6 protein-coding genes and 1 pseudogene are annotated in these 9,337 nt (G+C 70.9%); 4 read left to right on the top strand and 3 right to left on the bottom strand.

The window, feature by feature from the left end:
• The 3 genes from ACTWQJ_RS38775 to ACTWQJ_RS38765 all read right to left on the bottom strand — a co-directional run.
• Positions 1-891 (bottom strand): tetratricopeptide repeat protein (locus ACTWQJ_RS38775; protein WP_443311133.1); only part of this gene is annotated, 891 nt, incomplete at its 3' end.
• A 183-nt stretch (positions 892-1,074) separates the two neighbouring features.
• Positions 1,075-1,752: an AIM24 family protein gene (locus ACTWQJ_RS38770; RefSeq protein WP_443311132.1), complete on the bottom strand. Its 678-nt coding sequence runs from the start codon at positions 1,750-1,752 to the stop codon at positions 1,075-1,077.
• Between the two features lie 64 nt (positions 1,753-1,816).
• A complete protein-coding gene (locus ACTWQJ_RS38765) occupies positions 1,817-3,121 on the bottom strand; it encodes a CAP domain-containing protein (RefSeq protein WP_443311131.1) in 1,305 nt (434 codons plus the stop codon).
• Between the two features lie 213 nt (positions 3,122-3,334).
• Here ACTWQJ_RS38765 and ACTWQJ_RS38760 point away from each other — a divergent pair, with 213 nt between their 5' ends.
• The 4 genes and pseudogenes from ACTWQJ_RS38760 to ACTWQJ_RS38745 form a co-directional block, all read left to right on the top strand.
• The gene (locus tag ACTWQJ_RS38760; protein ID WP_443311130.1) at positions 3,335-4,531 is read left to right on the top strand and encodes an ROK family protein; all 1,197 of its coding nucleotides are present in this window, start codon (positions 3,335-3,337) and stop codon (positions 4,529-4,531) included.
• Positions 4,532-4,555: 24 nt separating this feature from the next.
• Positions 4,556-6,364 carry an alpha-galactosidase D gene (locus ACTWQJ_RS38755; protein WP_443311129.1) on the top strand — a complete coding sequence of 603 codons (1,809 nt, stop codon included), beginning with the start codon at positions 4,556-4,558 and terminating at the stop codon, positions 6,362-6,364.
• 61 nt (positions 6,365-6,425) lie between these two features.
• Positions 6,426-8,801 (top strand): glycosyl hydrolase family 95 catalytic domain-containing protein, encoded by a 2,376-nt coding sequence (locus ACTWQJ_RS38750; protein WP_443311128.1) that lies wholly within the window; start codon positions 6,426-6,428, stop codon positions 8,799-8,801.
• Positions 8,798-9,337 (top strand): annotated as a pseudogene (locus tag ACTWQJ_RS38745) (SGNH/GDSL hydrolase family protein); the annotation flags it as partial. The gene ACTWQJ_RS38750 and the pseudogene ACTWQJ_RS38745, both read left to right, overlap by 4 nt.

Below are 9,337 nucleotides of genomic sequence, written 5' to 3'. Positions count from 1 at the left end.
GGACTTGGCCAGGCCCAGCCGGGCGAGCGCCTCCCCGCGCGGTTCGCTCATGGCGCGGAACTCGGCGAGTGCCTGCTCGTACAGGTTCCGGGCCTCGGTGTACCGCCCGGCGCGGTAGTGGACGTTGCCGCGCATCTTGTGGTTGTACGCCAGCGCACTCGTCAGGTTCATCGCGCGGCAGGTCGTCTCCGCCTCGGACAGCAGGGCCAGCGCCCGCTCCGTGTCACCGTCCCGCACGGAGACGACGTCGGCGAGCCCGCGCAGTGCCCAGGCGTGGCCGCGCCGGTCGTCGGCGCGCGCGGCGATCTGCGCCGCCTCCTCGAACAGGGCGTACGCCCGGTCGTAGGCACCGGAGTTGCGGTGCATCTGCGCGATGCCCTCCAGCGCCCACACGGTGTGCCGCGCCTCGCCGCGCCTGCGGGCCTCCGCCAGAAGCTGCTCGTGCAGCCTGCCGACGGCCTCGTAGTCGCCCTGGATGCGGCCGGTCTCGGCCAGGCCCGCCAGCGAGTAACCACGCACCACGATGTCGTCGCCCCGCTCACCGAGTTCGGCCGCGAGCCCCAGCAGCCGCCGGGCCAGGGCGAATGCGCCGCGCTGCCGGGCCAGGGTCCCGCCGCTCCACAGCGCCCAGGCCATCGCGGCGGTGTCCCCGGCGTCCCGGGCCGCGCGGTAACTCGCCTTCCACGCCCGGTCCGCGTCCCGCACCTGTCCCAGCCGCCGGTGCGCCTCGGCGACCGCGAGGCCGCAGCGGGCCACTTCGCCCGGCTGCCCGGCCCGTTCCGCGGCCTTCAACTGCTCGGTGCCGGTGGCCAGTACGTCGACCAGTGAGGAGTTCACGGACAGGGTGGTGAGTGCGCCCTGATACTCCGGGGCGACTGCCTTGCCGTACATGGATGCCCTTCGCCGTCACGGCTGTACACACCATCTCTACACTGTGTGTATACATGGCATGTATAGCGCCTTGGAAAGAAGCCCTGGCCCCCCGGGGGAGGGCCAGGGCCTCACCTGCTGTGGATCAAGACGTCGGCGCGCGCGGCGAGGTTGCCCGTGAGGCGCAGATCACGTCAGTGGCGCTCAGTGCTGCTGCGCCTTGGGCGGTGTCGCCTCGCTCGGCCGCACCACGACGTACCCCTCGCCCTGCAGCATCAGCTGGACGGCCTCCCCGGAACCGCCGCGCAGCATCGACCCGATGGACTGGGAACGGTGCAGCGAGGTCTGCAGTCCCGCGGACCAGCCGACCACCGCGTCCGTGTCGACGTACACCGGGTACTGCGCCGAGACCGGGATGACCAGCGGGTTGCCGTCACACACCAGCCCGAGCCTGCCGTGCCCCGTGAAGACGCTGTTGAACAGGCCGCCGCCGGTGATCCCCGCGCCCTTCACCGTGGCGATCCGGTACGCCAACGAGGTGTCGAAGCACAGGACGTTGCGGCCGTTGACGGTGAACTCGTCGCCGGGCTCGACCTCGACGATGAAGCAGTTCTGCGCCTCGTGCGCGAACCAGGCCTCGCCCTGACCGCGCACCGCCATGAGGGGCAGCCCCTCGCCGGTGACCGCGCGCTTGAGCATGCCGCCCACGCCCTGGCCCTTGCGCTCGAACGCGAGGTTGCCGCGGTAGGCGATCATCGCGCCCTGGCGGGCGAGCATCTCGCTGTCGACCGCGTATCTGATGCACTTGGCGTTCTCGACGGTCATGCCCGGCGCCGTGGCCGGCTGCACCATGTGCTCGCTGGAAAAGAGGTCACCCTTCATGGGGGCATCCTGTCCGGAGGATGTGGTTTCGCCAAGGTCGCGGGGCGGTCGGGGTGGTGTGTCGTCATGCGCCGAAGAGCTGGGTCCAGTACGTTCCCGCGCGGCCGCCGCCGGCGAAGCCGATCCCGATGTGGGTGAAGCCGGGCTTGAGGATGTTGGCACGATGGCCGGGGCTGTTCATCCAGCCGGTCACGACTTCGGCGGGGGAGCGCTGACCGCAGGCGATGTTCTCGCCGATCGAGCGCCGGGTGGACCCCGCGGCGGCGGCCCGGTCCCAGGGTTGGCTCCCGTCGGGCGCGGTGTGGGAGTAGAAGTCCCGGGCCACCATGTCCGTGCTGTGCGCCTGTGCGGCCGTGGTCAGCACGGGGTCGACGGCCAGCGGCGGCAGACCGGCCCGGGTGCGTTCACGGTTGGTGAGCTCGACGACCTCGGCCGCCGTGCGGGTCAGATCGGCCGGGGTGAGGGGCCTGGCCCACAGGGCGGTCCAGTACGTGTCCCCGGAGCGGCCGCCGCGCACGTACGCCAGGCCGGTGTGGATGAAGGCCGGGTCGTGCAGCGTGCGGCTGGGTCCGTCCGTGCGCAGGCAGTAGTCCACGAACTCCGCCGGCGTGCGCGGTCCGGAGACGAGGTGCTCGCCGACGGTGATGTACGTGTACCCGGCGGCGGTGACGCGCTGGTGGACCGAGATGCCGTCCCGGCTCTCCACGCCGAGCCGTCCCGCCGCCGCCATGGCCGTGACGTGTTCACGGGCCGCGGTGGTCAGGCGGGGGTCCGGGGCGACGGGCGGGGAACCCGCGTGGGCGCGCGCGGAGTTGACCAGGCCGAGGAATCCGTCCGGGTCGGGGGCGCCGCGCGCCGGGAGGGAGGGTGGTGCAGGGTCGGACGGCGTGTCGTCCAGCACGTCGACACCGAAGTCGCGGGCCAGGCCCGCCAGTCCGTCGGAGTATCCCTGCCCGAGCGCTCGCAGCTTCCAGCCCGCACCGCGCCGGTATATCTCGGCGAGCAGCAGGACGGTCTCCTGGCCGGGGCGCGCAGGAGCGAACCGGGCCAGCGTGCGGCCGCCCGGATCCGTGACGTACAGCGTGGGGGCGGGCAGTCGGCCCAGCTCAGTGCCGGGGTCGGCGGGGCTGACGACCACGGTGACCCGGGTGGCCCCGGCGCGCAGTCGTGGCGGATCGACGGTGAGCGTGTCGCCGCGCAGCCGGGCTCCCGGGGCGGCCGGCTGGTTGTAGAAGACGAAGTCACCGTCGCCCCTGACCTTGCCGCCGTCGTCCGTGATGAGCGCTGACACGTCGAAGGGACCGGGAACCCGCACGGTCAGGGCGCCGCCCGGAAGGGGCAGATTGCCCCCGGGGACCAACTCGCTCATGGTGCCGCCCTGTTGTAGGCCGAGGTCTGGTGGGATTGCTCGGACAACGTCCATCGTCGGACGGCGGTTCCCGACAGGCTGACTGCCTTCGATCATTCGATCGGTAGCCGTTTTTGCCTATCATTCGAAGAGGAAATTCTCTTTCCATCGATATTCCAAGGAGTTCTGCTTCTTTCATTGACAGTAGAAAATAAGACCCTTAGGTTCTCGGCCATGCGCTCGACCTCCCCCGCCGAGACGTTCCCGGCCGCCACGCCCGCCGCTTCGCAGATCTTCACCACCGTCCTGTCCCATGGCCCTCTCACCCGCTCGGAGATGGCCGAGCGGACCGGGCTGTCCGCCGCGGCGGTGACCAAGGCGGTCCGGCCGCTGATCGAGGCCGGATACCTGGTCGAGGACACGGACGAGGAGGCACGTCGCGCGCTCGGCCGGCCCGCGAACCCGGTGCGGGTGGAAGGCGGCCGGGCCCTGTTCATCGGCGTCAAGGTGACCGGCGACGAACTCATCGGCGTCCTGGCGGACCTGTGCTGCCGCATCCGCGTCGCCCGGCACGTGCCGCTGCCCGACCGTGACCCCGAGCCGGTACTGGCGGCGATCGCGGACCTGGTACGGGAACTGCTCACCGAGGCGGACGGCTTCGGGGTACCGGTCCTGGGCCTCGGCCTCGCCGTCTCCGGTGACGTCGACCGGGCCGCAGGAACCGTCCGCTACTCGCCCTTCCTGGAGTGGCGGGACGTGCCGCTCGCCGAACTCGCCGCCATGACGACCGGGTTGCCCGTCACCGTCGACAACGACGTACGTGCCCTGACCGTCGCCGAGCAGTGGTTCGGGGCCGGAGTGGGGCTGTCGGACTTCGCCGTGGTGACCGTCGGCGCGGGCATCGGCTGCGGCCTGGTCGTGCACGGTCAGGTGGTCGCCGGGGCGCACGGTGTGGCCGGCGAGATCGGCCATGTGGCCGTCGACCCGGCAGGGCCGCCGTGCCACTGCGGCAACCGGGGCTGCGTGGAGGCGATCGCGGGGGACACGGCGATCCTCGCCGGGATCAGGGAGGCGACCGGCGTTCAGGTCGCCGACTCGGCGCAGGCACTGGCCCTCGCCCACCGCGGCGATGCCGGGGCACGCGCGGTGTACGCGCGCGCGGGGGAGGCGATCGGCCGCGGCATCGCCACGGTGGCCAACCTCCTCGGACCCGAGCTGGTGATCATCTCCGGTGAGGGGCTGGCCGCCTACGACCTGTTCGCCGAACAGATCCGCGACGCCTTCGCCGCGGCCGCGTTCGGCTCCGCCGCCCGGTGCGACGTACGGACCCGCCCGCTGCCCTTCGAGGAGTGGGCCCGCGGTGCCGCGGCCACCGCCATCCAGAGCTTCATCACCACGGACCGGAACCAGCCCTACCCCACCCGCAGCTGAACCGACCCCCAGGAGGTACGACCCATGCGGTCATCCTCGTACTCCGTCCTGCCCGAACGCGGTCTGAGAGCCGTGGTCGTCCTGGCCGTCACCGCGGCCCTCGCGACGGCCGGCCCGGCCGCGCACGCGACCCCGGAGACCGACGCCGGCCCGGTGCTCGCGGCCAAGCCCTACATGGGCTGGTCGAGTTGGAGCATGCAGTCGTCCAAGTACCCGGGACTCAACCCGGACGGCGACTACAGCTACCTGACCGAGGCGAACGTCCTGAAGCAGGCCGACGCCCTCGCCAAGAAGCTGAAGCCGTACGGCTACGAGTACGTCAACATCGACGCCGGCTGGTGGCGCGACCAGGCGTGGAAGCCCGGGTTCGACGAGTACGGCCGCCAGAAGGCCGACCCGGACCGCTTCCCCAGGGGCATGAAGGCGGTCGCCGACGACATCCACGCCAAAGGGCTGAAGGCCGGCATCTACCTCCCCGTCGGTCTGGAGAAGGAGGCGTACAACGACGGCAAGACGCCGATCTGGAACGCCGAGGGCTGCACCACCGCCGACATCGTGTACGACGACCTGCGCACCACCAACGGCTGGGACAGCGCGTACAAGATCGACTTCTCCGATCCCTGCGCGCAGAAGTACATCGACTCCCAGGCGCAGCTGTTCGCCGACTGGGGCTACGACTTCCTGAAGCTCGACGGCGTCGGCCCCGGCTCCTTCAAGAGCGGCGACCAGTACAACAACGTCGCCGACGTGGCCGCCTGGCAGAAGGCGATCGCCGCGACCGGCCGTCCGATCCACCTGGAGCTGTCCTGGTCCCTGGACATCGGACACGCCGAGGACTGGAAGAAGTACTCCAACGGCTGGCGCATCGACACCGACGTCGAGTGCTACTGCAACACCCTCGTCACCTGGGAGAACTCCGTCGACGACCGCTGGGACGACACGCCGGCCTGGACTCGGCACGCCGGCCCCGGCGGATGGAACGACCTCGACACCCTCAACGTCGGCAACGGCGAGATGGACGGCCTCACCAAGGCCGAACGGCAGAGCTACGCCACCCTGTGGGCGATCGCCAAGTCCCCGCTCTACACCGGCGACGACCTCACCCGCCTCGACTCCTACGGCCTGTCCCTGCTGACCAACCGCGAGGTCATCGCGATCAACCAGGGTGACACCCCGCCCGCGAAGCCGGTCACCCCGTCCGACCCGCAGCAGGTGTGGGCGGCGAAAAACCCCAACGGGACGTACACGGTCGCACTGTTCAACCTGGCCGACTCCCCGGCCTCGGTGAGCGCGAACTGGGCCACCCTCGGCTTCACCGGCAAGGCCTCGGTACGCGACCTGTGGAGCAAGGAGAACCTCGGCACCTACACCAACAAGATCACCCAGGCACTGCCCGCCCACGGCTCCCGCCTGTTCACCGTCACCCCGCGCGGCACCGCCCTGACCTCCACCGCCTACGAGGCCGAGGCCTCGGCCAACACTTTGAGCGGCAACGCCTCGCTCGCCGACTGCTCCGCCTGCTCCGACGGCCGCAAGGTCGGCAACCTCTACCTCGGCGGCAAGCTCACCGTCAACAACGTCGTCGCCGACAAGGCCGGCACCTACCAGATCAAGGTCGCCTACATCAGCGGCGACTCCCGCTCGGCCGACGTCTCCGCCAACGGCGGCGGCGCCACCCGCCACAAGTTCCCGTCCACCGGCGACTGGGGGACCGTGAACAGCGTCTATGTCCCGGTGACACTCAAGGCGGGCGCCAACACGATCACCTTCGACAGCGGTTCGGGCTACGCGCCGGACATCGACCGGATCGACGTACCGAAGTCCTCTTCCTGACCCTCCCCCGGGGGCCCGGCCCTGCGCCGGGCCCCCGCCCCGACGTTTTCCGGAGCCGCACATGAACTCCCGCCCTCCCGACCCCAGCAGAAGAACCCTGCTCTCCCTCGCCACAACGGGCTCGCTCGCCGCCGCCCTCGGCGGCCTGCCCGCCTTCACCGCCTCCGCGTCCCCGCAGCGCCCCGCCACCTCGCCGCTCCTCACCGGTTCGGCCCGCAACGAACTGTGGTGGCAGGCCCCAGGTGACGAGGGCTCGCTGATCGAACAGGGCCTGCCGGTCGGCAACGGCCGCCTCGGCGCCCTCGCGAGCAACGACTCCGGCCGCGAGCTGCTGCTCATCACCGACGCCACCATGTGGACCGGCGGCCTCAACGACACCCTGGATGCCGACGGCCAGTTCCCCTACGGCCGCGCCGACTTCGGCTCCTTCACGCTGCTCGCCAGACTGACGGTCGACATCCCCGACCACGACCTGTCCGCCGTCTCCGGCTACCGCCGTACCCTCGACCTCTCCCAGGGCCTGGTCACCAGCTCTTACGTCCGCTCCGGCGTCACGTACAGTCGGCACATCTTCGCCAGCCGGCCCGACGACGTGATCGTCCTGCACTTCACGCAGAGCGGCGGCGGCCGGTACACCGGCTCCGTCACCCTCGGCGGCACGCACGGCGAGAAGCCTTCGCATGCCGAGTCGTTCGGGGCCTCCCTGGCCAACGGGCTGCGCTACGGCGCCGCCGTCAAGGCGTATGGCACCGGCGGCAAGGTTGCCGTGAACGGCACACGGGTCGACTTCTCCGGGTGCAGGAACCTCACGGTGGTGGTCAGCGGCGGCACAAATTACGCGCCCGACGCGGCGGCGAACTACCGCAACCCGTCCCTCGACCCCGAGCAACTGGCCCGCACGAAGGTCCGCAACGCCACCCGGCACTCGGCCGACACCCTGCTGCGCACGCACGTCGCCGACTACCGCGCCCTTTATGACCAGTTCGGCCTCTCGCTCGGCACCTCCACGGCCGCCCAGCGCGAGCTGGACACCTGGGAACGCCTCAAGGCCCGCGCCCGCGACGGCGTGCCCGACCCCGAACTGGAGGCGGCTTACCTCCAGTTCGGCCGCTACCTGATGATCTCCGGCTCGCGCGGCAGCCTGCCCCTCAACCTCCAGGGCCTGTGGCTGGACGGCAACGACCCGGACTGGATGGGCGACTATCACACCGACATCAACATCCAGATGAACTACTGGATGGCCGACCGCACGGGCCTGTCCCAGTGCTTCGACGCGTTCACCGACTACTGCGTCGACCAGCTCCCGTCATGGACCGCGCTGACCCGCTCGCTGTTCAACGACCCGCGCAACCGCTACCGCAACTCGACGGGCAAGCTCGCCGGCTGGACCGTCGCCATCTCCACCAACATCCATGGCGGGATGGGCTGGTGGTGGCACCCGGCGGGCAACGCCTGGCTCTGCAACAGCCTGTACGAGCACTATGAGTTCACCCAGTCCCGCACCCATCTGGCGAAGATCTATCCGCTCCTCAAGGGTGCCTGCGAGTTCTGGGAGGCTCGGCTGCTCACCACGACGCTCCCCGGCAGCTCGGATGAGGTGCTCATCGCCGACAGCGACTGGTCGCCCGAGCACGGCCCGCTCGACGCCAAGGGCATCACCTACGCCCAGGAGCTGGTGTGGTCGCTGTTCGGCAACTTCTGCGCCGCGTCCGCCGAGTTGAAGAAGGACACCGGCTATGCCGACACGATCGCCGGCCTGCGCAGGAAGCTCTACCTGCCACAGGTGAGCCCGAAGACGGGCTGGCTCGAGGAGTGGATGTCGCCGGACAACCTGGGCGAGACGACCCACCGGCACCTGTCCGGACTGGTCGGGCTGTTCCCCGGTGACCGCATCCGCCCCGACGGCTCCACCCCGAAGGACATCGTCGACGGCGCCACCGCCCAGCTCACCGCCCGCGGCATGGAGAGCTTCGGCTGGGCGAACGCCTGGCGCAGCCTGTGCTGGGCCCGTCTGAAGAACGCGGACAGGGCCTACCAGCTCATCGTCAACAACCTCCGCCCGTCGACCGGCGGCAGCAACGGCACCGCGTTCAACCTCTTCGACATCTACGAGGTGGAACAGGGCCGCGGCATCTTCCAGATCGACGCCAACTTCGGCACCCCGGCCGCCATGATCGAGATGCTCCTCCACTCCCGCCCCGGCCACCTGGAACTCCTCCCCGCCCTCCCCGACGCCTGGGCCGCGTCCGGTCACGTCACGGGCGTCGCCGCACGAGGCGGCTTCGTCGTGGACCTCGACTGGCGGGAGGGGAAACCGACCTCGGCCCGGATCCGCAGCATCGGCGGCCGGACCACGACCGTGGCGTACGCGGGCGTCCACCACACGGTCACGCTCGAACCCGGCGAGTCCGTCACGCTCCGGGACTTCGTCCGATGACCGCCCGGTTCGCCCGACCGGGCCGCCTGATCGCGGTCCTGGCCGTCGCCCTCGCCCTCCAGGGCACGCCGACGTCGGCGCAGGCGGCGACGGCCAGGCACGACGTCATCACCTGGGGCGCCAGTGCCGACCGCATGGGCGACGGGACCCCCGACCGCAGCCACCGGCTCGTCGTACGCACCAGCGTCGGCGGCGACGACCTGCGCATCCGGCTCTCCAACGCCTTCGGCGACCGGCCGGTGACCTTCGACAGCGTCTACGCCGGTGTGCGGCGGACGGGCGCCGAACTGGTACCCGGCAGCAACCGGCGGCTGACCTTCGACAGCGCGCGCTCCGTCACCGTCCCCGCGGGCGCCACCGCCTACAGCGACCCGCTGCCCGGCCGGCTGCCCGCGGCGACGGACCTGGTGATCAGCCTGCACAGTCCGGACGCGGCGGGACCGGCGACCGGCCACTGGATGGCCATGCAGACGTCGTACGCGGCCCAGGGCGACCACACCGCGGAGGAGGGCGCCACCAACTGGACGGACACCGTG

The sequence above is a fragment of the Streptomyces sp. KR55 genome, assembly GCF_052245645.1.
Taxonomy (GTDB): domain Bacteria; phylum Actinomycetota; class Actinomycetes; order Streptomycetales; family Streptomycetaceae; genus Streptomyces; species Streptomyces flavusporus.
Note: the sequence above shows the minus strand (reverse complement) of the source record. Positions and strands in the feature narration are given on the sequence as shown.

Bases quoted from the DNA above. Each gene is read 5' to 3' on its own strand.
- ACTWQJ_RS38770 (WP_443311132.1), bottom strand. From the start codon at position 1,752: ATGAAGGGTGACCTCTTTTCCAGCGAGCACATGGTGCAGCCGGCCACG.
- ACTWQJ_RS38760 (WP_443311130.1), top strand. From the start codon at position 3,335: ATGCGCTCGACCTCCCCCGCCGAGACGTTCCCGGCCGCCACGCCCGCC.
- ACTWQJ_RS38765 (WP_443311131.1), bottom strand. From the start codon at position 3,121: ATGAGCGAGTTGGTCCCCGGGGGCAATCTGCCCCTTCCGGGCGGCGCC.
- ACTWQJ_RS38755 (WP_443311129.1), top strand. From the start codon at position 4,556: ATGCGGTCATCCTCGTACTCCGTCCTGCCCGAACGCGGTCTGAGAGCC.
- ACTWQJ_RS38750 (WP_443311128.1), top strand. From the start codon at position 6,426: ATGAACTCCCGCCCTCCCGACCCCAGCAGAAGAACCCTGCTCTCCCTC.